General features: G+C 60.0%; 28 protein-coding genes. 14 read left to right on the top strand and 14 right to left on the bottom strand.

Features of this window, described 5'->3' with window-relative positions; all coding sequences use genetic code 11:
* Positions 1-3: 3 nt before the first annotated feature.
* From flgH to V9L13_RS00240, 4 genes are all read right to left on the bottom strand, one after another.
* On the bottom strand, positions 4-699 hold the full coding sequence (gene flgH, locus V9L13_RS00255; RefSeq protein WP_103521185.1) for a flagellar basal body L-ring protein FlgH: 696 nt from the start codon (positions 697-699) through the stop codon (positions 4-6).
* 52 nt (positions 700-751) lie between these two features.
* Entirely contained in the window at positions 752-1,537 is a 786-nt protein-coding gene (gene flgG / locus V9L13_RS00250) for a flagellar basal-body rod protein FlgG (RefSeq protein WP_003222804.1), read from the bottom strand.
* 45 nt (positions 1,538-1,582) lie between these two features.
* Complete coding sequence (locus V9L13_RS00245; protein ID WP_007965507.1) at positions 1,583-2,323, bottom strand: flagellar basal body rod protein FlgF; 741 nt, start codon at positions 2,321-2,323, stop codon at positions 1,583-1,585.
* A 362-nt stretch (positions 2,324-2,685) separates the two neighbouring features.
* Complete coding sequence (locus tag V9L13_RS00240) at positions 2,686-4,248, bottom strand: sigma-54-dependent phenylalanine hydroxylase transcriptional regulator PhhR (RefSeq protein ID WP_027613959.1); 1,563 nt, start codon at positions 4,246-4,248, stop codon at positions 2,686-2,688.
* A gap of 395 nt (positions 4,249-4,643) precedes the next feature.
* Here V9L13_RS00240 and phhA point away from each other — a divergent pair, with 395 nt between their 5' ends.
* The 6 genes from phhA to V9L13_RS00210 all read left to right on the top strand — a co-directional run bounded on the left by phhA (position 4,644) and on the right by V9L13_RS00210 (position 9,044).
* On the top strand, positions 4,644-5,435 hold the full coding sequence (phhA, locus tag V9L13_RS00235; RefSeq protein ID WP_338801124.1) for a phenylalanine 4-monooxygenase: 792 nt from the start codon (positions 4,644-4,646) through the stop codon (positions 5,433-5,435).
* A gap of 118 nt (positions 5,436-5,553) precedes the next feature.
* The gene (locus V9L13_RS00230; RefSeq protein ID WP_003222798.1) at positions 5,554-5,910 is read left to right on the top strand and encodes a 4a-hydroxytetrahydrobiopterin dehydratase; all 357 of its coding nucleotides are present in this window, start codon (positions 5,554-5,556) and stop codon (positions 5,908-5,910) included.
* Complete coding sequence (locus V9L13_RS00225) at positions 5,910-7,103, top strand: amino acid aminotransferase (RefSeq protein WP_338801123.1); 1,194 nt, start codon at positions 5,910-5,912, stop codon at positions 7,101-7,103. The genes V9L13_RS00230 and V9L13_RS00225 overlap by 1 nt, the downstream gene beginning before the upstream one ends.
* A 253-nt stretch (positions 7,104-7,356) precedes the next feature.
* Complete coding sequence (locus V9L13_RS00220; protein ID WP_256214475.1) at positions 7,357-7,488, top strand: hypothetical protein; 132 nt, start codon at positions 7,357-7,359, stop codon at positions 7,486-7,488.
* A 69-nt stretch (positions 7,489-7,557) separates the two neighbouring features.
* On the top strand, positions 7,558-7,740 hold the full coding sequence (locus V9L13_RS00215) for a hypothetical protein (protein ID WP_003222790.1): 183 nt from the start codon (positions 7,558-7,560) through the stop codon (positions 7,738-7,740).
* Positions 7,741-7,856: 116 nt separating this feature from the next.
* Positions 7,857-9,044, top strand: coding sequence for an MFS transporter (locus V9L13_RS00210; RefSeq protein WP_338801122.1), 1,188 nt, complete (start codon positions 7,857-7,859; stop codon positions 9,042-9,044).
* 63 nt (positions 9,045-9,107) lie between these two features.
* On the opposite strand, the gene V9L13_RS00205 is transcribed toward V9L13_RS00210, so the two are convergent.
* The 3 genes from V9L13_RS00205 to V9L13_RS00195 form a co-directional block, all read right to left on the bottom strand.
* Positions 9,108-10,394 (bottom strand): hypothetical protein, encoded by a 1,287-nt coding sequence (locus V9L13_RS00205; RefSeq protein WP_338801121.1) that lies wholly within the window; start codon positions 10,392-10,394, stop codon positions 9,108-9,110.
* A 200-nt stretch (positions 10,395-10,594) separates the two neighbouring features.
* Positions 10,595-11,008, bottom strand: a complete 414-nt coding sequence (gene arfB / locus V9L13_RS00200) for an alternative ribosome rescue aminoacyl-tRNA hydrolase ArfB (RefSeq protein WP_003222786.1) — start codon at positions 11,006-11,008, stop codon at positions 10,595-10,597.
* Between the two features lie 223 nt (positions 11,009-11,231).
* The gene (locus V9L13_RS00195; RefSeq protein WP_103522224.1) at positions 11,232-12,650 is read right to left on the bottom strand and encodes an amino acid permease; all 1,419 of its coding nucleotides are present in this window, start codon (positions 12,648-12,650) and stop codon (positions 11,232-11,234) included.
* Positions 12,651-13,543: 893 nt separating this feature from the next.
* Here V9L13_RS00195 and V9L13_RS00190 point away from each other — a divergent pair.
* Positions 13,544-13,681 carry a hypothetical protein gene (locus V9L13_RS00190; RefSeq protein ID WP_003222780.1) on the top strand — a complete coding sequence of 46 codons (138 nt, stop codon included), beginning with the start codon at positions 13,544-13,546 and terminating at the stop codon, positions 13,679-13,681.
* Between the two features lie 70 nt (positions 13,682-13,751).
* Complete coding sequence (locus tag V9L13_RS00185) at positions 13,752-14,717, top strand: hypothetical protein (RefSeq protein WP_003222777.1); 966 nt, start codon at positions 13,752-13,754, stop codon at positions 14,715-14,717.
* 217 nt (positions 14,718-14,934) lie between these two features.
* Here the strand turns inward: V9L13_RS00185 and rluB are convergent, their stop codons facing one another.
* From rluB to V9L13_RS00155, 6 genes are all read right to left on the bottom strand, one after another.
* Entirely contained in the window at positions 14,935-16,155 is a 1,221-nt protein-coding gene (gene rluB, locus V9L13_RS00180; protein WP_003222775.1) for a 23S rRNA pseudouridine(2605) synthase RluB, read from the bottom strand.
* A 142-nt stretch (positions 16,156-16,297) separates the two neighbouring features.
* The gene (locus V9L13_RS00175) at positions 16,298-16,489 is read right to left on the bottom strand and encodes a DUF1289 domain-containing protein (protein WP_003222773.1); all 192 of its coding nucleotides are present in this window, start codon (positions 16,487-16,489) and stop codon (positions 16,298-16,300) included.
* Between the two features lie 145 nt (positions 16,490-16,634).
* Complete coding sequence (gene scpB, locus V9L13_RS00170) at positions 16,635-17,606, bottom strand: SMC-Scp complex subunit ScpB (protein ID WP_338801118.1); 972 nt, start codon at positions 17,604-17,606, stop codon at positions 16,635-16,637.
* 11 nt (positions 17,607-17,617) lie between these two features.
* Positions 17,618-18,316, bottom strand: coding sequence for a ScpA family protein (locus V9L13_RS00165; RefSeq protein WP_177434745.1), 699 nt, complete (start codon positions 18,314-18,316; stop codon positions 17,618-17,620).
* A gap of 123 nt (positions 18,317-18,439) precedes the next feature.
* Positions 18,440-19,069, bottom strand: coding sequence for an L-threonylcarbamoyladenylate synthase (locus V9L13_RS00160; protein WP_007966016.1), 630 nt, complete (start codon positions 19,067-19,069; stop codon positions 18,440-18,442).
* Between the two features lie 13 nt (positions 19,070-19,082).
* Entirely contained in the window at positions 19,083-19,946 is an 864-nt protein-coding gene (locus V9L13_RS00155; protein ID WP_103483893.1) for a PHP domain-containing protein, read from the bottom strand.
* A gap of 87 nt (positions 19,947-20,033) precedes the next feature.
* Between V9L13_RS00155 and V9L13_RS00150 the strand changes: the two genes are divergently transcribed.
* The 6 genes from V9L13_RS00150 to V9L13_RS00125 all read left to right on the top strand — a co-directional run bounded on the left by V9L13_RS00150 (position 20,034) and on the right by V9L13_RS00125 (position 24,406).
* Positions 20,034-20,630 carry a septation protein A gene (locus V9L13_RS00150; RefSeq protein WP_003222764.1) on the top strand — a complete coding sequence of 199 codons (597 nt, stop codon included), beginning with the start codon at positions 20,034-20,036 and terminating at the stop codon, positions 20,628-20,630.
* A gap of 1 nt (position 20,631) precedes the next feature.
* Positions 20,632-20,931 (top strand): YciI family protein, encoded by a 300-nt coding sequence (locus V9L13_RS00145; protein ID WP_007966019.1) that lies wholly within the window; start codon positions 20,632-20,634, stop codon positions 20,929-20,931.
* 246 nt (positions 20,932-21,177) lie between these two features.
* Entirely contained in the window at positions 21,178-21,588 is a 411-nt protein-coding gene (locus V9L13_RS00140; protein ID WP_003222759.1) for a hypothetical protein, read from the top strand.
* Positions 21,589-21,595: 7 nt separating this feature from the next.
* On the top strand, positions 21,596-22,273 hold the full coding sequence (locus tag V9L13_RS00135) for a response regulator transcription factor (protein WP_003222757.1): 678 nt from the start codon (positions 21,596-21,598) through the stop codon (positions 22,271-22,273).
* A gap of 163 nt (positions 22,274-22,436) precedes the next feature.
* Positions 22,437-22,886 carry a Spy/CpxP family protein refolding chaperone gene (locus V9L13_RS00130; protein WP_338801117.1) on the top strand — a complete coding sequence of 150 codons (450 nt, stop codon included), beginning with the start codon at positions 22,437-22,439 and terminating at the stop codon, positions 22,884-22,886.
* 179 nt (positions 22,887-23,065) lie between these two features.
* Positions 23,066-24,406, top strand: a complete 1,341-nt coding sequence (locus tag V9L13_RS00125; protein ID WP_338801115.1) for a HAMP domain-containing sensor histidine kinase — start codon at positions 23,066-23,068, stop codon at positions 24,404-24,406.
* A gap of 110 nt (positions 24,407-24,516) precedes the next feature.
* On the opposite strand, the gene V9L13_RS00120 is transcribed toward V9L13_RS00125, so the two are convergent.
* Positions 24,517-25,083 carry a nitroreductase family protein gene (locus tag V9L13_RS00120; protein ID WP_338801114.1) on the bottom strand — a complete coding sequence of 189 codons (567 nt, stop codon included), beginning with the start codon at positions 25,081-25,083 and terminating at the stop codon, positions 24,517-24,519.
* Positions 25,084-25,095 lie beyond the last annotated feature (12 nt).

Below are 25,095 nucleotides of genomic sequence, written 5' to 3'. Positions count from 1 at the left end.
CACCTAGAAAGGGAACAGCGGGCTGAGGAAGAAACGGTCGAACCAGCCTGGCTGACTCGCATCGGCAAACGAACCGGTGCCCGAGTAGGTGATGCGCGCATCGGCGACACGGGTCGACGACACGGTGTTGTCGGTGGCGATGTCATCGGCACGCACAAGACCGGCGATCCGCACCAGCTCGTCGCCGGTGTTGAGGGTCATCCACTTCTCGCCGCGCACGGCGATGATGCCGTTGGGCAGCACGTCGGCCACGGTCACGGTGATCGAACCGGTCAGGGTGTTGCCCTGCGCCGCCTTGCTGTCACCCTTGGTTGCACGGTCGCCGCTGTAGCCAACGTCCAGACTCAGGTCATTGCCACCCAACGGGTTGTTGGTGGTGCCACTGCCGCCGAACAGCGAGGTCAGGCCGATGCCGGTCTTGCTGTTCTTGGCCACTTGGGAGTTGGCGTTCTTGCTGGCCTGAGTCTTCTCGTTCAGGGTGATGGTGATGATGTCACCGACCCGGAACGCCTTGCGGTCGCTGTACAGGTTCTGCTCGAAGCCGGCCTGATAGATCGAGCCGTTGTTGGCTGCAGCCGGCAACGGCGTACGCGGCAATACCGGGGCGTAGTAAGGGTCATTGGGCTTTGGCGGCGGAGCGACGCAGCCCGCGAGCGAGACGACCCCACCCAATGCCAGAACAGATACGAAGCGTTTCATGACCCTTACCTCACGGTGTTGCAGGCGGCCTCATGGCCGCCTCATAGACTGATTACAGATTCTGCGTTACGAACGAGAGCATCTGGTCGGCGGTGGAGATCACCTTGGAGTTCATCTCGTAAGCGCGCTGAGTGGTGATCATGTTGACCATCTCTTCAACGGTGCTGACGTTGGAACCTTCCAGGGTGTTCTGCAGCGTGGTACCGAAACCGTTCAGGCCCGGGGTGCCGATTTGCGGCGCGCCGGAAGCAGCGGTTTCGAGGAACAGGTTGTTGCCCACCGCTTGCAGACCGGCCGGGTTGATGAAGTCGGCGGTTTGCAGGTTGCCGATCACCTGAGCGGCCGGGTTGCCTGGCACTGTGATCGACACGGTGCCGTCGGTGCCGACGGTGAAGCTCTGCGCGTTGTTCGGGATGACGATGGCCGGCTCCAGGGCGAAACCGCTGGCGTTGACGATCTGGCCATTGGAGTCGAGGTGGAAAGTACCGTCACGGGTGTAGGACGTGGTGCCGTCCGGCTGCAGGATCTGGAAGAAACCGCGACCGTCGATGGCCATGTCCAGCGGCTGCTCGGTGGTTTGCAGGCTGCCGGCGGTGAAGTTTTTCTGCGTGCCGACGATGCGCACACCGGTACCCAGTTGCAGACCCGACGGCAGTTCGCTGTCCTGGGTCGACTGAGCGCCTGGCTGACGCTTGATCTGATACAGCAGGTCCTGGAATTCGGCACGGTCACGTTTGAAACCCGTGGTCGAGACGTTCGCCAGGTTGTTGGAAATGGTGGTCAGGTTGGTGTCCTGGGCGGACAGACCGGTTTTGGCAACCCATAGAGCCGGAAGCATTCGATTCTCCTCGTGCGCCTGTTTTACGGCGCGACGTTCTGATAATTAGCTGATCTGCAAGACCCGAGCCATGGCCTGGTCGTCGTCTTTGGCGGTGTTCATCATCTTGACGTGCAACTCGAACTGCTTGGCCAGGGCCAGCACCGAGGTCATTTCTTCCACGGCATTGACGTTGCTCGACTCAAGGAAACCCGACACCAGTTTGACGTTGGCATCGGCCGGCGCAGGCTGGCCGTCCTTGGTGTAGATCGAGCCATCGAGGCCCTTGTTGAGGTTCTTGATGTCCGGGTTGACCAGTTTGATCCGGTCGACTTCCGCCATGACGCGCGGGCCTTCGCCCATCGCACGAATACTGATGGTGCCGTCTTCACCGACTTCGACCTGCTGCTCCGGCGGCACGGCGATCGGACCGCCGTTGCCCAATACCGGCATGCCGTTGCCGGCGCGCAATACGCCGAGGGCGTCGATGTTGAGGCTGCCGGTGCGCACGTAGCTTTCGCCGCCGTTGGGGTTCTGCACGGCAATGAAACCGTTGCCGGTCACGGCGACGTCGAGGTCACGCCCGGTCTGCACCAGCGAACCGGCGGTGAAATCAGTGGCGGGCCGTTCGCTCATGGCAAACGCACGCGCCGGAAAGCTGTCACCGAACACCGGCATCGAACGCGCCTGCTCCAGGTCGCGCTGAAAACCATTGGTGGAGATGTTCGCCAGGTTGTTGGCATGCGCCTTTTGCGCCAGTGCGTTCTGACTGGCGCCGGTCATTGCCACATAAAGGTACTTGTCCACACTCTTTCCTCTGCATGCCGGACGTTTGCCGCCCACCGCTGTACTGCTGAGCCATAAGCAATTTGCAGACCAACTTTTTTCTGGCGGCTTGCGGCCCGGTAAACAAAGGACTTGAGGGGGTTTGCGGGGAAATTGGAAATGTATCGAAGTCGAAAAACCGGCGGTGTTATGCCGCTAGGCGGCAATCCCGATTGTTGCAGATGGAAATAAAACCTGTGGCGAGGGGATTTATCCCCGATGGGTGGCGAAGCCGCCCCGCTTTTCTTTCAGGACGACCTCGTTTACAGGTTTTGCGACTGCTGCGCAGCCGATCGGGGATAAATCCCCTCACCACAAAAGCTCTTCTCACCACAGTGTTGCTGTCAACTCTCGGGGTCTTTACCGACCTCATACTCGCGCAGCTTATTAGCAATGGTTGTATGCGAAACCCCCAACCGCTTGCCCAGTTGCCGACTGCTCGGGTGTTCGGAATACAGGCGTTCCAGCACCGCTTTCTCGAAGCGTCCGACGATCTCGTCCAGCCCACCCTCCAGCGAGAAATCGCCAAGCGGCTGACGCACGCCGTAATCCGGCAGGCGAATGTGTTCGACCTTGACCGTGCCACCCTCGCACAGCGAAACCGCCTGAAACAGCACGTTTTCCAGCTGCCGCACGTTGCCCGGCCAGTGGTAATGACTGAGCCGATCCATCGCCGCCGGCGCCAGTTTCGGCAGCGAACAGCCGATCTGCCGACTGGCCTGATCGAGGAAGTGCTCGACCAACGGGGTCAGACCGTCGAGGCATTCGCGCAGCGGCGGGATGTGCAGCGAAAGCACGTTCAAGCGGTGATACAGATCCTGACGAAACTCGCCGCGCGCGCACAATTCGGACAAGTCGACCTGGGTCGCGCAGATCACTCGCACGTCCAGATACACCTCTTCATCACTGCCGACCCGGCGGAAGCAGCCGTCCTGCAGAAAGCGCAGCAGCTTCACCTGCAAGCGCGGGCTCATCTCCCCGACGCCATCGAGGAACAGCGTACCGCCCGCCGTCAGCTCCAACAGGCCGAGCTTGCCTTCGGCGCGCGCACCTTCGAACGCGCCGGGGCCATAGCCGAACAGCTCGGTCTCGGCCATCGACTCCGGCAGCCCGGCGCAATTGAGCGCCATCAGCGGCGACTGTCCGCGCGGGCTGGCGAGGTGACAGGCGCGGGCCAGCAACTCTTTACCGGTGCCGGTTTCGCCTTCTATCAATAGCGGCGCATCCAGCGGCGCCATGCGCCGCGCCTCACGCACGACAGCGGCCATCACTTTCGAGCTCTGGAAGATACTGTCGAAGCCGCGCAGTTCCTGCTTGCGCACGTTATAGATACGCTCACCAACGCGGTCGGCGCGGTGCAAGGTCAGCACCGCACCGGCCATGGCTTCACTGTCGTCATGCTCCGATTGCAGCGGCGCGATGTCGGCGAGGAAGATGTCGCCCTTGACCTTGACCCGCATGCCGTTGATTCGCGACTTGTTGGCGCGCACCAGTTCCGGCAAATCGAAATCCTCGGCATAGCGCGACAGCGGAATCCCCGGCACCTCGTCCACTCGCACCCCGAGCAACTGCGCCGCCGCGCGGTTGGCGGCGACGATCGAGCCGCCCATGTCGATCGATAGCACCGGGAATTCCAGCGCGCCGAGCAACGCGTTCAACTCCATGTGCCGACGCTCGCTGGGCATCAGCCCGACGCGCTTGACCCCAAACACCCCGGCAATCGCCTCGAACTTCGGCCGCAGCGCCTGGAACTGGATGTTGATCAGGTTCGGGCAGTGCAGATAGATCGCGTTGCCGTGCTCGCCGCCGACCTCGCCGCGTGCAACGTTGATCCCGTACTCCACCAGCAGGTTGAGGATGTCGCGCAGGATGCCGATGCGGTTCTGGCAGTGAACTTTGATACGCATATAAAGAGGCCCGACAAGGATGAGGGGTTGAACACAATCCCTGTGGGAGCGGGCTTGCTCGCGAAGACGGTGTGTCAGTCGCCATTCATTCAGCTGACACACCGCTTTCGCGAGCAAGCCCGCTCCCACAAGAGATTTGCGCTGCGGTTTGGCCTGACTTTTCTGTCGAGGCGCGCAGATAGTTGTCAAGATTATGTGACAGCCACAGCCCTTTTCAAACCTGCAAATCACCGCAAATGCGAGATACCGGCCAAAGCGTAACGATTTATTTACGAAATGCAGCGATTCTTCCTACAAAGAACGCGCTCAGCCTGCTGCATCCAACCCCGCACTCGGGTAATCCTGAGCCCATCGCTGGACATAACAAGAACGAATTCCCCTAGCAGGAGAGCAGTATGAAGCAGACGCAGTACGTGGCCCGCGAGCCCGATGCGCAAGGTTTTATCGACTACCCCGCCGAAGAACACGCGGTGTGGAACACGCTGATCACTCGCCAGCTGAAAGTGATCGAGGGTCGGGCCTGCCAGGAGTACCTGGACGGTATCGAAAAACTCGGTCTGCCCCACGACCGCATTCCGCAGCTGGGCGAGATCAACAAGGTGCTCGGTGAGACCACCGGTTGGCAGGTTGCCCGCGTCCCGGCACTGATCCCCTTCCAGACGTTCTTCGAATTGCTCGCCAGCAAACAGTTTCCGGTGGCCACGTTCATTCGTACCCGCGAAGAACTGGACTACCTGCAAGAGCCGGACATTTTTCACGAGATCTTCGGCCACTGCCCGCTGCTGACCAACCCATGGTTCGCCGAATTCACCCACACCTACGGCAAGCTCGGCCTGCAGGCCACCAAGGAAGAGCGCGTATATCTGGCGCGTCTGTACTGGATGACCATCGAGTTCGGCCTGGTCGACACCCCGCAAGGCAAACGCATCTACGGCGGCGGCATCCTGTCCTCGCCAAAAGAAACCGTTTACTCGCTGTCGGACGAACCCGAACATCAAGCCTTCGATCCGCTGGAAGCGATGCGCACGCCGTATCGCATCGATATTTTGCAGCCGCTGTACTTTGTCTTGCCGAACCTCAAGCGCCTGTTCGACGTCGCCCATGAAGACATCATGGCCATGGTCAAGCAAGCCATGCAGCAGGGGTTGCATGCTCCGAAGTTTCCGCCAAAACCGAAAGCCGCGTGATCCGCGTCTTTTGCTGACAATTGAGTCTGTCAGTCGCCGTCACTTTGGTTTAGCGTGACGGCATTGACGGGCCGATAGCTTCTATAAAAAAAACACACTCGATTTCAGGAATCACACCATGTCCACTTTGAACCAAGCCCACTGCGAAGCGTGCCGTGCCGATGCGCCACAAGTCAGCGACGAAGAACTGCCGATCCTGATCAAGCAGATCCCGGACTGGAACATCGAAGTTCGCGACAGCATCATGCAGCTGGAGAAGGTCTTCCTGTTCAAGAACTTCAAGCATGCGCTGGCGTTCACCAACGCCGTCGGCGAAATCTCCGAAGCCGAAGGTCACCACCCGGGCCTGCTGACCGAGTGGGGCAAAGTCACCGTGACCTGGTGGAGCCACTCGATCAAGGGGCTGCACCGCAACGACTTCATCATGGCCGCGCGCACTGACGAAGTGGCCAAGACCGCAGAAGGACGCAAGTAATGCACTTCGACGCCATCGGCCGGGTACCCGGCGACCCGATCCTCGGTTTGATGGATGCCTATGCGCAGGACACTAACCCGCGCAAGTTCGACTTGGGCGTTGGCGTCTACAAGGATGCCCAGGGCCTGACGCCGATCCCCGAGGCGGTGAAAATCGCCGAGGCGCGACTGGTCGAAAGCCAGGACACCAAGACCTACATCGGTGGTCACGGCAATCCGCTGTTCGGCAAGGTCATCAATGAGCTGGTGCTTGGCGCCGACTCGAAGCTGATCGCCGAACAGCGCGCCGGCGCCACTCAGACCCCGGGCGGCACCGGCGCGCTGCGTCTGGCGGCCGACTTCATCGCCCAGTGCCTGCCGGGCAAGGGCGTATGGCTGAGCAACCCGACCTGGCCGATCCACGAAACCATTTTCGCTGCGGCCGGGGTCAAGGTCAGTCACTACCCGTACGTGGGCAGCGACAACCGCCTCGACGTCGATGCGATGCTCGCCGTGCTCAACGAAGTGCCGCACGGCGACGTGGTGCTGCTGCATGCGTGCTGCCACAACCCGACCGGTTTCGACCTGAATCATGACGACTGGCAGCGCGTGCTCGACGTGGTGCGCCGCCGTGACCTGCTGCCGCTGATCGACTTTGCCTACCAGGGTTTTGGCGATGGTCTGGAGCAGGACGCGTGGTCGACCCGGTTGTTCGCCGCCGAGGTTCCCGAGCTGCTGATCACCAGTTCCTGCTCGAAGAACTTCGGCCTGTACCGCGACCGTACCGGTGCATTGATTGTCTGTGCAAAAACCGCCGACAAGCTGATCGACATCCGCAGCCAACTGGCCAACATCGCCCGCAACCTGTGGTCGACCCCACCGGATCACGGTGCGGCAGTGGTCGCGACCATCCTCGCCGACCCGGAGCTGAAAAGCCGCTGGGCCGATGAAGTGGAAGCCATGCGCTTGCGCATCGCCCAATTGCGCAGCGGCCTGGTCGAAGCACTGGAACCGCACGGCCTGCGAGAGCGCTTTGCGCACATTGGCGTCCAGCGCGGAATGTTCTCCTACACCGGCCTGTCGCCGGAGCAGGTGAAACAACTGCGTGAGCATCACAGCGTGTACATGGTCAGCTCGGGCCGGGCCAACGTCGCCGGAATCGATGCCACGCGCCTGGCGCTGCTGGCACAAGCCATCGCCGACGTCAGCAAGTAGATCCAGCTACACAAACCCCTGTGGGAGCGAGCTTGCTCGCGAATACGGAGTGTCATTCGACAGATATGTTGACTGATACACCGATTTCGCGAGCAAGCTCGCTCCCACAGTTGTTTTTGCGCGCCCTGCGGCCATCTGTCGCATTATTTTGAATTAAAAGTCTGATTGTCATTTTTCCTGCTGTATCCTGCGCAGGCTTTCAAGAAGCGCGGATCTACCAGATCTATCAACAGACTTAGCGAGGAGCGCAACCATGCACGAGATTCCTAATCTCCCCTTCCCAAGCCTGCACGTACCTGAGCAGACGACCACGCAACAAGCCGGCGCCCAACAGCCCGAGCCGAAAGAAGCCGTTGAGAGCCGCCAGGCCGACAGCGAAGAGTAAAACCCGCCGTACAGACCGTGTGGAAAGCGCTAAGATGCGCTTTCCACACTGCCTGAAACCGAGCCCGCCATGACCGACGAATTCTCTGAAAGCCAAGCTGCCGTCCTGATCGGCGCCACCGAGAAAATGATCGAGATCTGGAACCGCCTCTCCCCGGAAAAACAGGCCGCCCTGCTCGCCCGTTTCGGCAGCGAAGAAAACGCCCTCGCCGCACTGGTCACTACACAACTGGTCGCCCCGGCCAAACCCTGAAGCCACCCGCCCGGCAAATAGTTTTACTTTTCCCCGCCCCTGACTCGTTCGCGCCGGTATCATAAGCAGCCTATCTAATCCTGCTTTGCCGTGGATCGTTACTCATGTCGTCCTCTATGTCAGAACCCCAGCGTCCCCTGGCGGTCACGCTGCAAGTCGTTTCCATCGTCCTCTTCACCTTCATCGGCTACCTGAACATCGGCATTCCGCTCGCGGTGTTGCCGGGCTATGTCCACAGCGACCTGGGCTTCGGCGCGGTGATCGCGGGGCTGGTGATCAGCGTGCAATACCTCGCCACCCTGCTCAGCCGTCCGTACGCCGGCAAGATCATCGACAACCAGGGCAGCAAACGTGCGGTGATGTATGGCCTCGCTGGCTGCGGCTTGAGCGGTGTGTTCATGCTGATTTCGGCGTGGACACCGAACCTGCCGATGCTCAGTCTGATCAGCCTGTTGATCGGCCGACTGGTGTTAGGCAGCGCGGAAAGTCTGGTCGGCTCCGGTTCGATCGGCTGGGGCATCGGTCGCGTCGGTGCGGCGAACACCGCCAAAGTGATCTCGTGGAATGGCATCGCCAGTTACGGCGCGCTGGCGGTGGGTGCGCCGTTCGGCGTGTGGCTGGTCGGCCAGTTGGGGCTGTGGAGCATGGGCGTCAGCATCATCCTGCTGGCGGCACTGGGCCTGCTGCTGGCGTGGCCGAAAACCGCTGCGCCGATTGTCGCCGGTGAGCGTCTGCCGTTCATGCATGTGCTCGGTCGCGTGTTCCCGCACGGCTGCGGTCTGGCGCTGGGCTCGATCGGATTCGGCACCATCGCCACCTTCATCACCCTGTATTACGCCACCCGGCACTGGGACAACGCGGTGTTGTGCCTGAGCCTGTTCGGCGCCAGCTTCATCGGCGCGCGACTGTTGTTCGGCAACCTGATCAACCGTCTCGGCGGCTTCCGCGTAGCGATTGCCTGCCTGTCGGTGGAAACCCTCGGCCTGTTGCTGCTGTGGCTGGCGCCGGATGCACATTGGGCGCTGGCCGGGGCGGCGTTGAGCGGCTTCGGTTTCTCGCTGGTGTTCCCGGCGCTGGGCGTGGAAGCGGTAAATCTGGTGCCAGCGTCCAGCCGTGGTGCGGCGGTCGGCGCGTATTCGTTGTTCATCGATTTGTCGCTGGGGATCACCGGACCATTGGCCGGGGCGATTGCGGCGGGTTTCGGTTTTGCTTCGATCTTTCTGTTTGCCGCTATCGCCTCACTGAGCGGCTTGATCCTGAGTGTGTATTTGTACCGCATCACAGCAAAACACCACTTTCATTAATCGCCCAATATTGGCCATTCAGCTGATTCCGAATGGCCAATAAACAACTGCAGCTTTTATACGCTAACCATGCCGACGGAAGATGGCGAAGCTGCCGCTCCCTCTATTTCTACTGGAAACAAATACAATTTTTCGATCCTCCTGGACCGCGAGATCGTGAATAATCTGGTCTTTTGGAAATAAAACCTTTCCAACATCACCAAACCCCTCATCCCACCCCATGTCTTGTTCAAGACTGGCAATAAATGCCTGGCTATCCGACCCTCCACGCAAATAAGCATAGCCTGCTACCACAACGGTTGACTTCAAATTATAGAGGGCTGCTTTCGTCATATAGATATCGCTGAAATCATCATTGATATATTCGCCCCATCCTTGCTTGCCAAAAAGTGGATCTTCCTCGCCATTCAGCCCGCGACGTTGAAGCTGGAGATACAGATACTGCGGAACTCCATTATCCGAAGTACCTACAATATAAAACTTATCGTCATGTTTCAGAATCACACTTTTAACCGAAGGTACTCCATCATAATAACCTCCGGCCCCAAAACTGGAGTCAAGATTACCACGAGCATCATACCGGCCAACAAACCAACGTTTATCACGTAGACCGTCTGACGCGGCGACAACATAACCATTACCTTGGCGAAACATATCCTGTCCTATGACTAAAACAGATGGACCTCGGAAAACCAATCGGTACCCGCCATCACCGAACGTTTCGTCCAAACTACCGTTATTTTTTAACTTGACCAGAAACGCTCTATAGAAAAGTCCTCTGTCATCAAGCGTGGTCAGAAGCAAAACGCCGCCATCGTCCAGTAATTCCAAAGTTCCGTGGTAGTCGCGGCCCTTATCCGTCAGAGGCTGCTTCACCTTTGGAACATCAGAACTTGAAGGAACAACATCTTTCAGATCTGGACTCCACAACATCACTCCTTTGCTGCCAAACCCTTCATCAAGTTTCCCATTCAAATCGAATCGAGCCAGGCCGGTAGCACGATTAAAGCCGTTTTTACGAGCGAAGAATCCCAACACATACTTGCCACTATCAAACTTCACGCTATATGGCTGCGGCGAATCCCACCCAGGAAAAAACTCCGAGAGTTTAAAAACAACACTACCCGCATTTCCGAAACTTTTGTCGATACGTCCTTCCTCATCAAGCATGCACAGGTAAGTTTCTTGCCGCTCCTCGTCAGTTGCGCCGCAGAGAATCCTGTTCGGACTTGAGAGAAGAGTGACGACTCGAGCTTGAAGCCTCTGACCTCGCTCTCCATATAAAACGACCTCGCCGCGCACACCAAAATCAGTATCAGGAGCGCCACGCACATTATTTAAGTTATTCATTTGCTTTTGCTCAATCAATAGAAAGAGAGCTCAGTAAACGTGTAACAGCAATGCGGCACACCTGTCAGATGTGACAGTCTGGTAGACCGATTAGTTATAAGAGAGCCGTTCAATATCCGGGAATTGATTTTAGTTGAGAAGTGCGTAGTGGATACAATGCCCGCTCCTGAGGAAATGGAATAATTCCAAGACGCCAACCTTCAAAAATCCACCTTGCCACGGCCGGCCTTGATGCTGCCACGCTTGGTCTTGGATTCGAGCCGGCGCTTCTTCGAGCCAAGGGTCGGCTTGGTCGGGCGGCGCTTCTTTTCGACCTTGGTGGCGCTGAGGATCAGCTCGGTCAGACGCTCCAGCGCATCGGCACGGTTGGCTTCCTGCGTGCGGTATTGCTGAGCCTTGATGATCAGCACGCCATCACTGGTGATGCGACTGTCACGCAGCGCCAACAGCCGCTCCTTGTAGAACTCGGGCAAGGACGAGGCCGGAATGTCGAAACGCAGGTGCACGGCACTGGAGACCTTGTTGACGTTCTGCCCACCGGCGCCTTGCGCGCGGATGGCCGTCAGTTCGATCTCGGCATCCGGCAGATGCACGTTGTTGGAAATCACCAGCATGGAAAAGCGTCCGTATTCAGAGGGTGCAGGATACCGCGAAACTGTCCGAACCTCCGATCCCCCTGTAGGAGGGAGCCTGCTCGCGATAGCGGTAAGTCAGATAAATATGCGTCGACTGATACACCGCTATCGCGAGCAGGCTCACTCCTACAAGGGATTGTGTAAACCCCAGAAACGACAAACCCGGCACATTGGCCGGGTTTGTCGTTTTTTGCGTCAGCGCTTACTTCGAAGCGCTGGCCGCGTGCAGCGCCTGCTGCGCTCCACGCTTGTTCTTGATCACGTAGCAGACCCACATGAACACGACCCACACCGGAATCGCGTACACCGAGATCTGGATGCCCGGGATCAGCAGCATCACACCGAGGATGAACACCACGAACGCCAGGCAAACGTAGTTGCCGTACGGATACCACAGCGCCTTGAACAGTGGCGTCTGCTGCGTCTTGTTCATGTGCTGGCGGAACTTGAAGTGCGAGAAACTGATCATCGCCCAGTTGATCACCAGGGTTGCAACCACCAGCGACATCAGCAGTTCCAGCGCCTGTTGCGGGATCAGGTAGTTGAGCAACACCGCCACCAGAGTGACCGCCGCCGAAGCCAGGATCGAACGCACCGGCACGCCGCGCTTGTCGATCTTCGCCAGGCCTTTCGGCGCATCGCCCTGCTCGGCCATGCCCAGCAGCATGCGGCTGTTGCAGTAGGTGCCGCTGTTGTACACCGACAGTGCCGCGGTCAGCACCACGAAGTTGAGGATGTGCGCGGCGGTATTGCTGCCGAGCATCGAGAACACCTGCACGAACGGGCTGCCGCTGTAGGAGTCGCCAGACGCATTGAGGGTCGCCAGCAGGCTGTCCCATGGAGTCAGCGACAGCAGGATCACCAGTGCACCGATGTAGAAAATCAGGATGCGGTAGATCACCTGATTGATCGCTTTCGGGATCACGGTTTTCGGCTTGTCCGCTTCAGCGGCGGTGAAACCGAGCATTTCCAGACCGCCGAAGGAGAACATGATGATCGCCATCGCCATCACCAGACCGCTGACGCCGTTGGGGAAGAACCCGCCGTGCGACCACAGGTTGCTGACCGAGGCCTGCGGGCCGCCATGGCCACTGACCAGCAGGTAGCTGCCCAGCGCGATCATGCCGACGATCGCCACGACCTTGATGATCGCGAACCAGAATTCGGCTTCACCGAAGACCTTGACGTTGGCCAGGTTGATCGCATTGATCAGCACGAAGAATGCAGCGGCGGTGACCCAGGTCGGGATGTCCGGCGCCCAGTAGTGGATGTACTTGCCGACCGCCGTCAGCTCCGACATGCCCACCAGAATGTACAGAATCCAGCAGTTCCAGCCCGACAGGAAACCGGCGAAGCCGCCCCAGTACTTGTGCGCAAAATGACTGAAGGAACCGGCCACCGGCTCTTCGACGATCATCTCGCCGAGCTGGCGCATGATCATGAAGGCGATGAAGCCGCAGATGGCGTAGCCGAGGATCATCGACGGGCCGGCGGATTTCAGGACCCCGGCCGAGCCGAGGAACAATCCGGTACCGATCGCGCCACCGAGGGCGATCAGTTGAATGTGGCGATTTTTCAGGCCGCGTTTCAGCTCGCCTGATTGCGAGGGTTGTCCACTCATGAAAAAGGTCTCACGCAAGGTTTGATGATGTTCAGTAGACGTTGCTGCAAGGTTGCGATTTCAGGCAGCCCCGATCAAACCCCAGCGCAGGCACCAGGAGTTCAGCTTATTTACAACGGTCATGCGTCACCTGTTTGTTTTTATCTGTGACGAAATCGAACCCGACACGCTTGTGGCGCGGCGGAGTGAACAAGGCGGATGGCCTTGAGGTTTGCGCGATTACGCAGAGGGTCACAGTTAAAACGCGGCGCATTGTACACCGCTAACCCCCTGCTGCCAGACCCCGCTGGATCAGCGTGGCGCTTGCCGGGATTGCGTGGGTCCGCCTCGAGAGACTCGGGCGGCTGCAAAAATTGAGTCAGGCCTTTGCAGGCCATCGACGGGGACGAGCGAAAAACCGCCCCACGGAGAGAAGTGAAGATCAATCACGGCGTTCATTGCGCCTCCTTCTTGTTATGCACCTGCACGACAGGCATGAGGCGCATCTCACCCTGCAAACGATGCTGAAACAAGCGCGCCAGAGCCTTGCGTGATGCCTTTGTGGCCGGGCTTCGGCAGGTTTTCCTTACAGCGTCGGCAAGGGGGTAAATCCACTGGGGTTTACCGGAGTTTTCGTAAACTTTTCTTTACGATGCGTAACGCAGATTTTCCATTTCGGAAAATTCTGTAGGACGTCTGCAAATTGACGGTAGCAAGCTTGCTAATGAAAGTTGCCGTTTAGTTTTTTGTTTTCAAATAAGAAAACCGTCGTTTAAAAACAGAATAAAAAGTTTATTTAAATTTTAAATAAATAATTTTTTGCATTACAAAACACCCTGAACTAGGTTCTTCACGTCTTGCCGGCCAACTCGACCGGCCAGTCACAACCGTGAAAGTCATCTAGGAGATCGACCATGCAAGCACTGGAAAAAGACTTGGATACCGAACTGCAACTGGACGAATGGTTTGAAGCACCGACCCATGAGGCGGCCGTGGAAATGATGCAAGCCGACGCGGTGGTTCCGTTCGGCACGGCGATGTGGCCTCTGTAAGACATCCCGGGCAGGCACGATCCGGCCGGTCGTGCCTGCCGCTTTTTTCACGGTCAGTCAGGGAGGACTCATGGATAAGCCCCGCGCGATCTCGCATTTCCTTTACTACCTCGAACATCACCCTGCCCTTGCCGGTCTCGACTCGGCGAAGGTACTGCTCGGCCACACCGCCGATTACGAAGCCCTGACCGGCGCCATCGCCGAACAGGCCGGCGACCACCCGAAATTCAACTTCAGCGCGCGCCGCCTGGATCTGGAATCCACCGCCACGCTGACTGCAGCTATCGCCGACAGCGATCTGTACATTTTCTTCTACGACTCTTCCACCCTGCCCAACCCGCGCCCCGACGGCCCGGAGTTCGTGCGCGCCCTGCAAGGCGTGATGGCGGAAAACTGGAAGAAGTCGCTGCTGTTCAAGGATTACGGCGACTATTTCTACGACACCTTCAGCGTCACCCCGCAGCGCATCGCCGGGCTCAACAGCCACTTGATCCAGCGCATGTCCCAGGCCACCACGCTGAGCTTCACCGATGAGCATGGCTCGCGGTTCGAAACGCCGCTGAGCAGCATCAAGAAGTGGACCGACATCAACGGCGTCGGCAACTTCGACCTGGCCCCCGGCGAAATCGCCACCCACAGCGAAGCCATCAATGGTCATGTGAAATTCAAGGGTACGTTCCTCAGCACCATCCCGTTTGCGCGCAAGTACGGCGTGCTGGAGTCGCCGCTGGAACTGTGGATCGAGAACTCGACCATCAGCCGTATCGCCACCGATGTGCCGGGGCTGGAACACGACTTCAACAAGTACCTGGACGCCAACCCGTCAAACCGACGCATCGAGGAATTGGGGATTGGTACCAATGAAGGGGTGAAAGATCTGTATGCGCGCAATGCCGGGTTCGAAGAGCGGCATTGTGGGTTGCATCTGGGACTGGGCGGTGGGGCCAAGGGCAGTCATCACCTGGACCTGATCTTCTCTGGCGGGGTGTTGGCGCTGGATGACAAGCCGGTGTTTGATGGGCGGTTTGTGTTCTAGCCTGATTTTTCTCTATTGAGCCACTGGCCTCTTCGCGAGCAAGCCCGCTCCCACAATAGGATTTGTGTACGACGCAGATCCACTGTGGGAGCGGGCTTGCCCGCGAAGAGGCCAGCTCAGACGCTACATACCTTTCGCCAGACGAAAAAAAACGCCAACCCTGCGGTTGGCGTTTTTGCTTTAGCTCGAAGCTTGCCGCTCAAAGCTCACAACTGCTTTATTCCGGCTTCTTGCGACCGAAACCCGGACGCTGACCGGAACCGGCCGGAGCACCACGACGCTTGCCCGACGGCTTGTCGCCGTCGACCAGCTTGATCCCCGGACGCTTCGGCGCAGGCTTGGCCGGACGCTTGTTGGTGGTGTCGGCAGGACGATCCGCCACCGGCGTACCGCGACCGGCCGGCGCACGACCTTCGCCACGCTCAGTGCGACCGTTGGCCGGACGCGGTGCGCGCTCGCCATCACGGGCCACTGGCTTGCGCCCCGGACGCTCACCTTCGATCTGCGGCTCACGGCTAGGACGGGGACCGGTCGGCGCGCCAGCGGCTGGACGCAGGGTACGCACGCGCTCGGTCTTGGCCATCGGCCGCGACGATTTGCGCTGCATACGCTCCAGCTTGTCCTTGCTCTTGGCGTTGAGTTGCGGCATCGCCACCGGGGTCAAACCGACTTCGGCGCTGAGCACGTCGACTTCGTACTGGCTCATTTCGCGCCAGCGGCCCATCGGCAGGTCGGAGTTGAGGAACACCGGACCGAAACGCACGCGCTTCAAACGGCTGACCACCAGGCCCTGGGATTCCCACAGACGACGAACCTCACGGTTACGACCTTCCATCACCACGCAGTGATACCAGTGGTTGAAGCCTTCGCCGCCCGGTGCCTGTTGAATATCGGTGAAACGCGCCGGACCGTCTTCCAGCACCACGCCCGCCTTCAGGCGCTCGATCATTTCGTCGTCGACTTCACCGCGTACGCGCACGGCGTACTCACGGTCCATCTCGTAGGACGGGTGCATCAGACGGTTGGCCAGCTCACCATCGGTGGTGAACATCAGCAGACCGGTGGTGTTGATGTCGAGACGACCGATGTTGATCCAGCGACCTTCTTTCGGACGCGGCAGCTTGTCGAACACGGTCGGACGGCCTTCCGGGTCGTCACGGGTGCAGATTTCGCCATCGGGCTTGTTGTACATGATCACGCGGCGTACCGACTCGGCAGCCTCTTCGCGCTTGATCACCTTGCCATCGATGGTGATCGCGTCGTGCATATCGACACGCAGGCCGAGGGTGGCGTCTTTGCCATTGACCTTGATCCGGCCCTGGCTGATCCAGGCTTCGACGTCACGGCGCGAGCCGACGCCGATACGGGCGAGGACTTTCTGCAACTTTTCGCCTGCTGGGCCGATTTCCTGGTCGTCTTTCTGATTGATGTCACTCATCTGGGCACCTCCCGGTGTGGTCTGTTCAGGCGGCGCCTGAAGCATTGAAATCTGGTTTTCGGGCGAAGGGATCGCCGAAGGGTCGCGAATCATACGCGGATGTGCGCCATCGCGCATCAGAGACTAGCTGATGGTTTGCTACTTATTTCTTTTTCCGCCGACCGGCGCCACCAAGTTTGATCAGGCGCAGCGCGGCTTCGGCCAGCACCGTGCGCTTGTCGTCCTTGTCGAGTTTCTTCCAGGCGCGGATTTCGCGCTTGCTGCGGCCACAGCCGAGGCAGATGTCGTCGGTGAATTTGCAGAGACTGATGCAGGGGTCTTTGGTGGAACTCATCGAATACTCCAGAACGACACTTGACCCTGTGGGAGCGGGCTTGCTCGCGAATGCAGTGTGTCAGGCAATACATGAATGTCTGACACACCGCATTCGCGAGCAAGCCCGCTCCCACAGGGGTTGACCAGTGATCCTGAAAACCGGGTCAGTCCTCGAACTCGCGGCGTTCGGCCTCGATGGCTTCCGCCAGCGCGCGGGCCTCGGCTTCTTCTTCGCTCAGTTCAGGCTCTGGCGCCGGTTGTTCGAGGGCGGCGACGGCGGCCAGGAGCTTTTCCCGGGCTTCGGCAACGCCAAGAATGTCCTCTTCCGGTTCGGCTTCAGGCTCGGTCTCAAGTTCAACTTCAATCGCCGGCTCGGCGGTCTCGGTTTCAGGCTCAGGCGGCTGCGCTTCGCCATCCGCGGCATCCCGCAACAGATCGTCGAAGTCGGTTTTGATCCCCTCCTCCATGCTGTCCAGTTCCAGCAACAGCGTGTGGAAACTGGTTTCTTCCTTCTGTTCTTCCGGCTCGGCGCTGGCATCGGCCAGTTCCTGCAGGCTCTGCGGCACCGGTGCGTCGTCGAACTCGAGCACCGGATCGGTTTCCATCTCGCGCAGTTCGGCGAGCGGCGGCAGGTCTTCGAGGTTTTTCAGGTTGAAGTGATCGAGAAACGCCTTGGTGGTGGCGAACATCGCCGGTTTGCCCGGCACGTCACGGTACCCGACGATGCGGATCCACTCGCGCTCGATCAGCGTCTTGACGATGTTGCTGTTGACCGCCACGCCCCGCACGTCTTCGATCTCGCCGCGAGTGATCGGCTGACGATAGGCGATCAGCGCCATGGTTTCCAGCAGCGCACGGGAGTAGCGCTGCGGGCGCTCTTCCCACAGACGGCCGACCCACGGTGAAAACTTCTCGCGGATCTGCAAGCGGTAGCCGGAGGCGACTTCCTTGAGCTCGAACGCGCGGCCTTCGCAGGACTTGGCCAGCAGGCTCAGGGCTTTCTTGAAGACCGGCGGTTCAGGGCGCTCGCCTTCATCGAACAGTTCGAAAAGGCGTTCAAGCGATTGCGGCTTTCCCGAGGCCAACAGAAAGGCTTCAAGCAGGGGCGCCAGCTCGCGGGGTTCAGTCAGGTTCATGTTTCGACTCGTTATTCGGCTCGGGCTCGCACGTGGATCGCGGCGAACGGCTCATTCTGCACCAGCTCGACCAAGGATTCCTTGACCAGTTCAAGGATCGCCATAAAGGTCACCACCACACCGAGGCGACCTTCCTCGGCAGTGAACAGTTCGACGAACGGCACAAAACCACCGCCCTTGAGCCGTTCCAGCACATCGCTCATGCGCTCGCGGGTCGACAGCGCCTCGCGGCTGACCTGGTGGCTCTCGAACATGTCGCCCCGGCGCAGCACCTCGGCCATCGACATCAAGATCTCTTGCAGCGCGACATCCGGCAACAGCTTGCGTGCCCGGGCTTCCGGGGCGTCAAGCTTGGGCACCACCACGTCGCGACCGACCCGGCTCAGGCCGTCGATACCTTCGGCGGCAGCCTTGAAGCGCTCGTATTCCTGCAAGCGCCGGATCAGCTCGGCGCGCGGGTCGTCCTCTTCTTCTTCGACGGTTTCGGCGCGCGGCAGGAGCATCCGCGACTTGATCTCGGCCAGCATCGCGGCCATTACCAGGTATTCGGCGGCCAGCTCCAGGCGCACCGACTGCATCAGCTCGACATAACCCATGTACTGGCGAGTGATTTCCGCCACCGGAATGTCGAGGATGTTGATGTTCTGTTTGCGGATCAGGTACAGCAGCAGGTCGAGCGGGCCTTCGAAGGCTTCGAGAAAGACTTCCAGCGCATCCGGCGGGATGTACAAGTCCAGCGGCATTTCCATGACCGCCTGGCCATAGACCATGGCAAACGGCAGTTCCTGCTGGGCGCCGGCCTGGGGATCGACAACGGTTTCCACTGCGGACATTCAGGCCTCGACCATGAACGGCGCGGGGTCGCCGCAACCGACGCGGATCACCTCCGGGTCGTCGCCGGTCAGGTCAATCACGGTGGACGCCTTGATCCCGCCGAAACCGCCGTCGATGATCAGGTCGACCTGATGTTCAAGCAATTGGCGCATTTCGTACGGATCGCTCAGCGGATCTTCATCGCCGGGCATGATCAGGGTCACGCTCATCAGCGGCTCGCCGAGTTCCGCCAGCAATGCCAGAGCAATCGGATGACTCGGCACCCGCAGACCGATGGTGCGTTTTTTCGGGTGCAGCAGCAGCCGTGGCACTTCGCGGGTGGCGTTGAGAATAAAGGTGTAAGGCCCCGGCAGATGTGCCTTGAGAATGCGGAAGGTGCCGGTGTCGATCTTGGCGTAGTTACCCAGTTGCGACAGGTCGCTACAGATCAGCGCGAAGTTGTGCTTCTCGTCGAGCTGACGCAGACGTCGCACACGCTCGATGGCCGTCTTGTCGCCGATCTGGCAACCGATGGCGTAGGAAGAGTCCGTGGGATAAATCACCACCCCGCCCTTGCGGATGATCTCGACTGCCTGTTTGATCAGGCGCGCTTGCGGGTTTTCCGGATGGATCTGGAAAAATTGACTCACATTCTCTACCTGTTCAGACGGCGGCAATATCTGTGTCATGTTTGAACCGACACCACAGGGGTGGAAGGTCCTCGGGAACCGGCCGGTACTGGCCAATCTCGGACCAGCCACCAGGGCCATGGAAATCACTGCCGGCGCTGACCAGCAGACCGAACTCACGGGCAAGGATTGCCAGGCTGCCGACCTGTTCCGCGGGCTGATGGCCATTGACCACTTCGATTGCATGCCCGCCCGCTTGAATATAGTCGGCAATCAGCTTTCGGCGCTTGCTGCGGGTGAAATCGTAGTGCCACGGATGCGCCAGACTGACCCACGCCCCCGCGGCGCGCAGGGTGCCGACGGTGTCTTCCAGGGTCGGCCAGTGCTGTTTGACGTCACCCAGCTTGCCGGCGCCGAGCCATTTGCGGAATGCCTCGGCACGATCCTTTACAAAACCTTCACGCACCATCCAGTCAGCGAAATGCGGGCGGGCTGGCGCATTGCCGCTATCGCCCAGTTCCTGCTGAATCTGCCGGGCGCCTTCGAGGGCACCGGGCATACCTTTGAGGCCAAGCTTGCGGCTTATCTCTTCCGACCGCAGCCAGCGGCCATCGTGCAATCGGGCGATGGCCTCGACCAGTGGCGCGGCGTTGACGTCGAAACCGTAGCCCAGCACGTGGATGGTCGCGCCGCCCCAGGTGCAGGACAGTTCGACGCCATTGACCAGTTGCATGCCCAGGCCTTCGGCGGCGCTGCGCGCTTCGGCGAGGCCTTCGAGGGTGTCGTGGTCGGTCAATGCCAGGACTCGCACGCCGTTTTCGAACGCACGCGCGACCAGAACCGCAGGCGCCAGGGCGCCATCGGAGGCCGTGCTGTGGCAGTGCAAATCAACATTCACGGGGAGTTGTAACCTCAAATCAGCTGGCGCTATCGCGCGCCCATATGTTTGTTATTATGCCGCCACATCCAGCTTCTGGCTCTCACTGTGAAACAATTCATCGATTTCATCCCGCTTCTGCTGTTTTTCATCGTTTACAAACTTGATCCGCGGGTGGTCGACGTTGCCGGCCATGAAGTGACTGTAGGCGGCATTTACAGCGCCACCGCGATGCTGATCATCAGCTCCCTGGTGGTCTACGGCGCGCTTTTCATCAAACAGCGCAAGCTGGAAAAGAGCCAGTGGCTGACGCTGATCGCCTGTCTGGTTTTCGGCAGTCTGACCCTGGCTTTCCACAGCGAGACCTTCCTCAAATGGAAAGCTCCGGTGGTCAACTGGCTGTTCGCCCTGGCCTTTATCGGCAGCCACTTCATCGGTGACCGCCTGCTGATCAAACGCATCATGGGCCACGCGCTGACCCTGCCGGATCCGGTCTGGACCCGTCTGAACATCGCCTGGATCGCTTTCTTCCTGTTCTGCGGGGCTGCCAACCTGTTCGTGGCCTTCACCTTCCAGAGCATCTGGGTCGACTTCAAGGTGTTCGGCAGCCTGGGCATGACCTTGCTGTTCCTGGTCGGTCAGGGCATCTACCTGTCCCGCCACCTGCACGACGCCGATACCACAACGCCAAAAACCGAGGACTGACATGCTCTACGCAATCATTGCCACCGACGTCGCCAACTCGCTCGAAGCGCGCCTCGCCGCACGCCCGGCCCACCTCGAACGCCTGCAAGTGCTCAAGGGCGAAGGCCGCATCGTGCTGGCCGGCCCGCACCCGGCAGTCGACAGCAATGATCCGGGCGCTGCGGGTTTCACCGGCAGCCTGATCGTCGCCGAGTTCGACTCCCTGAGCGCCGCTCAAGCCTGGGCCGACGCCGACCCGTACATCGCCGCCGGTGTGTACGCCAATGTGATCGTCAAACCGTTCAAGCAAGTCCTCCCATAAAGAGGCAACCTTGTGGCGAGGGAGCTTGCTCCCGCTGGGTCGCGCAGCGGCCCCGCTTTTCAAAGGCAATGGGACTGCTGCGCAGTCCAGCGGGAGCAAGCTCCCTCGCCACAGTTTCAACAGGTGCCTTAACTCTGCATTGCCTCTGGCACTGAACCTTCCCGCCTCTCACCGCTCTCAATCGCTCATTATTCTCGTTTGCCTGCCGACAACCTGCCCAATATCCATTTGCAAGCAGGAATCGCGATGCGCAAGGGTCCGTTGTGTCTGATGTGGGTCACGTTGTCGATCATGGCGCCCGCCCATGGTGAGGAAACCACTGAAAGCGGCAATTCCACGCCGCTGTCATTGAGTGCCGGCAGCCAGATCACCGAGTTGCAGCAGCGCCTCAAGGCCAGTGAGCAACAGCGAGAAGAACTGAACAAACAACTGCAAAATGCCGACAACGCACGCGAAAGCGCTCAGCTTGCCCGGTTGCGCCAGGAGAATCAGCGCCTGAAGCTGCAACTCAAGGAAGCCCAGGCCAGTCCGTTGCCGCGTCTGTTGACCGAACAGCAGCAATGGTTCGTCACAGGCGCCGGAGTAGCGCTATTGGCGCTGCTCTGCGGTATCTTTGCCAGTGGAGCAAGCCGAAAACGTCGGCAATGGCTAAATTGAGTGAGTCATGAGCGAGCTGTTACTGATTGATGATGACCAGGAGTTGTGCGAACTCTTGAGTAGCTGGCTGAGCCAGGAAGGCTTCCAGGTGCGTGCCTGCCACGACGGCCAGAGTGCGCGCAAGGCGCTGGCCGAGATGGCGCCCGCAGCCGTGGTGCTGGACGTGATGCTGCCCGACGGCAGCGGCCTGGAGCTGCTCAAGCAACTGCGCAGCGAACACGCCGATCTGCCGGTGCTGATGCTTTCGGCCCGGGGCGAACCGCTGGATCGCATTCTCGGTCTGGAGTTGGGCGCGGATGATTATCTGGCCAAACCCTGCGATCCGCGTGAGCTCACCGCGCGTCTGCGCGCCGTGCTGCGCCGCAGTCACCCGGCCGCCGTGTCGACCCAACTCGAGCTTGGCGACCTGAGCTTCAGCCCGGTGCGCGGCGTGGTCAGCATCGACGAGAAAGAGCTGACCCTCACCGTTTCCGAAAGCCGCTTGCTCGAAGCCCTGCTCAAGCAGCCCGGCGAGCCACTGGACAAGCAGGAACTGGCGCAACTGGCCTTGGGCCGTAAGCTGACCCTGTACGACCGTAGCCTCGACATGCACGTCAGCAACCTGCGCAAGAAGATCGGCCCGCACCCCGACGGCCGCCCACGCATCGTCGCCCTGCGCAGCCGCGGCTACTACTACAGCCTTTAAACCGTTTGCTGCTCTGTGGCGAGGGAGCTTGCCAGTGATATTTGTCAGGTCAGGACCGAAGCGTCTTTACCCAAGCTTTACGCAGCGCTGACCGCCGCTGACCTTGATCTCCGTAATCTGTACTCATCCGGAACGTACCGGGAACGAGACAAGGAGATACACCATGCGCAAGACTCTTATCGCTCTGATGTTCGCTGCCGCTCTGCCAACCGTCGCCATGGCTGTGCCACAGGATGGCGGCCCGATGGGTGGCCCGATGGACGGTGCACGCCACGGCGGTCAGATGCACGGCATGCACGGCAAAGGCCCGTACAGCCAACTCGACCTGTCCCGCGAACAGCGCGAACAGATCCGCAAGATCATGGGCGAGCAGATGCACGAGCGTCGCCAGGTCGTCGAGAAGTACCTGGAAAAACTCTCGCCGGCTGACCAGAAGGCCATGAAGGACGAGATGGCGGCCAACCACAAGAAAGCCCAGGACGACGTACGCAACCTGCTGAAACCGGATCAACAGAAGAAATTCGACGAAATCCAGAAAAAACAGGCTGAACGCCGCGCCGAATGGGCCGAGTTCAAAGCGTGGAAAGCGCAACAGCCGCAAAAGGCGCAATAATGCGATAACCCGGACCCGACGGCTAACCGCCGTCGGGTCTGTTGCGACTCAATCCAAATGTGGGAGCGGGCTTGCTCGCGAATGCGGTGTATCAGACAAGGCAATGTTGACTGACGCACCGCATTCGCGAGCAAGCCCGCTCCCACATTGTTGAGTTTTTGTTTGATTGAGGATTTTCTGTGCGTTCATTGTTCTGGCGTATTCTCGCGAGTTTCTGGCTGGCCATCGCTCTGGTGGCGGGGCTTTCGATTCTGCTCGGGCACATGCTCAATCAGGACGCGTGGATACTCAGCCGCCATCCGGGTCTCAACACCTTGGCCGCCGAATGGACGCAAACCTACGAAGCACAGGGCGAAGACGCCGCGCAGGACATCCTCGAACAACGCAAACGCCAATATCACATCGACGTCCAGGTACTGAACGAAAGCGGCGACCCGGTAGTACGCGGCACCTTCCCGCGTCGCGCCGCGGCATTTGAGGCCCGGCAGAACAACGACGACCGACGCCTGCCATGGCGCCGTCTCACCGACGAGTTCACCAGCGACAAAACCGGCGACACCTACCTGTTCATCTTCCGCATCCCGCACCCGGAACTCGACGCCTGGCACCGCGAAAGCCTGCTCTGGCCACTCAGTGCACTGGGCATCGCGCTGGTGGTGCTGACCCTGTTCAGCTTGCTGGTGACCTTCTCGATCACCCGCCCGCTCAGCCGCTTGCGCGGTGCCGTGCATGATCTGGGGCAGACCACCTATCAGCAGAACAGTCTGGCAAAACTGGCCAACCGTCGCGATGAATTTGGCGTACTGGCCACCGACTTCAACCGCATGGGCGCGCGCCTGCAAAGCCTGATCAGCAGTCAGCGCCAGTTGCTGCGCGACGTATCCCACGAATTGCGCTCACCTTTAGCGCGGCTGCGCATTGCGCTGGCACTGGCAGAGCGGGCCAACCCGGAAGAACGGGAAAAACTATGGCCACGCCTGACCCGCGAATGTGATCGCCTGGAAGCGCTGATCAGTGAAATTCTGGTGCTGGCACGGGTCGATGCCGACAATGCCAGTGCTGAAGAAGTGGATCTGAATGCACTGCTGGGCACTCTGCAAAAGGATGCGCAGCTTGGCTCGCCAGAGCAGACGGTGCGCCTGGAGGCCGAGCCGCAGCTGAACCTCAAAGGCTGGCCGACCATGATCGAGCGCGCCGTCGACAACTTGCTGCGCAACGCCCAACGCTTCAACCCGGTGGGTCAGGCAATCCAAATGCAAGCCACGCGTCAGGGCGAACGAATTGTGGTGAGTGTGCGCGACCACGGGCCGGGTGTGCAGGCCGAGCATCTGAGCCAGTTGGGAGAACCCTTTTACCGGGCGCCGGGGCAGACCGCGGCCGGGCATGGCCTGGGCCTGGCGATTGCCAAGCGCGCGGCGGAGCGGCATGGCGGGAGCCTGACGCTGGCCAATCATCCAGACGGCGGGTTTGTCGCCAGTCTGGAATTGCCGTTGGCGCCGGGCGCCGTCGTGCAGCCGTAAAAACAAATGTGGGAGGGGGCTTGCTCCCGAAGGCAGTGTGTCAGGCAACATAGTTTTGTCTGATACGCCGCTTTCGGGAGCAAGCCCCCTCCCACATGGACATCAAAGGCTCAGGCCTTGCCCGGCCAGGCGCTGACAAACTCAGCCAGATCAACCTTCTCCGCCACACGCGGTTCTTTCTGCGGCGTGCCGAGGTACAGGAAGGCAATCACCTGCTCGCCTTCAGCCAGGCCCAAGCCTTTGGCCACGTGCGCCGAATAGGCCAGATCACCGGTACGCCACACCGCACCAATTCCCTGCGCATACGCCGCCAGCAAAATCCCGTGCGCCGCACAACCCGCCGCCAGCAACTGCTCGGACATCGGATACTTGACGTGTTCCTGCAGTTTCGCGATGACCACGACCACCAGCGGCGCACGCAGCGGGCCGTTGCGCGCCTTGTCGATCATCGCTTCAGTGACTTCGCCTTCCTGCATCTGCGCTGCTTCGGCCAGCAACTCGCCCATTTGCTCGCGCGCCGCGCCTTCGACGGTGAGGAAACGATACGGCTGCAGGTGGCCGTGATCCGGCGCGCGCAGGGCTGCGCCAAACAGGGCTTCGCGCTGCTCGGCGGTAGGGGCCGGTTCGACCAGGCGTGGAACGGAAACACGGTTGAGCAAAGCGTCGAGAGCCTGCATCGGCCACCTCCA

It is taken from the genome of Pseudomonas sp. RSB 5.4 (assembly GCF_037126175.1).
GTDB classification, from domain to species: domain Bacteria; phylum Pseudomonadota; class Gammaproteobacteria; order Pseudomonadales; family Pseudomonadaceae; genus Aquipseudomonas; species Aquipseudomonas fluorescens_H.
Note: the sequence above shows the minus strand (reverse complement) of the source record. Positions and strands in the feature narration are given on the sequence as shown.